The organism is Phycicoccus jejuensis, from assembly GCF_000720925.1.
GTDB classification, from domain to species: Bacteria; Actinomycetota; Actinomycetes; order Actinomycetales; family Dermatophilaceae; genus Phycicoccus; species Phycicoccus jejuensis.
Map to the genome: position 1 here is coordinate 1 of NZ_JOEE01000044.1, position 727 is coordinate 727.

Annotated in this window: 1 protein-coding gene; it reads left to right on the forward strand. The window is 67.5% G+C overall.

What is annotated here, in order from left to right; all coding sequences use genetic code 11:
* Positions 1–31 precede the first annotated feature (31 nt).
* On the forward strand, positions 32–727 hold a 696-nt coding region (locus tag IG69_RS21870; RefSeq protein WP_169742113.1), incomplete at its 3' end, for a response regulator.

Sequence of the window (727 nt, forward strand, 5' to 3'; positions counted from 1 at the left end):
CGTGGCAGCAGTCGCGCAGGAACGGGATCGGGTGGCGCGGGACCTGCACGACGTCCTGGGTCACACGTTGTCGCTGATGGTGGTCAAGGCGGCTGCGGTTCGCCGGCTGATCGAGTCCGATCCCGCTTCGGCCGTCGCTCACGCTAGCGACATCGAGGACGTCGGCCGGTCGGCGTTGTTCAGGGTCCGTCAGACCCTGGACAACGCCGACCGGCCCACCCTGAGTCAGGAGTTCGCCTTGGCCCGCGAAGCGCTCGAGTCGGCGGGCATCGAGGCCCACCTGTCAATGACCCCGAAGTCTGCCGAGGTCTGCGCGGAACCGTTGGCGTGGGCGCTACGGGAGGGGGTGACCAACGTGCTGTCACATGCACACACCTACCGTGCCCGCCGGGTTCACTCTGACTGCCTGGGTTCCCGTCCTTTCCGAGGAGGAGGACTGATGATCCGGATCCTTCTGGCCGAGGACCAGGCGATGATGCGTGGCGCGTTGACGGTCCTGCTGAACCTCGAGGATGATCTGGAGGTCGTGGCCGAGGTCGCCGACGGCGAGAGCATTGTCGATCGGGCACTGGAGTGCGCCCCCGATGTCGCCGTGCTTGACATCGAGCTGCCGGGCCGAAGCGGTCTTGACGCCGCGGCCGAGCTCGCCGAGCGGGTTCCGCACTGCCGGGTGGTTATCGTGACGACGTTCGCGCGACCCGGGTACGTCCAAAGGGCGATGGCCGTC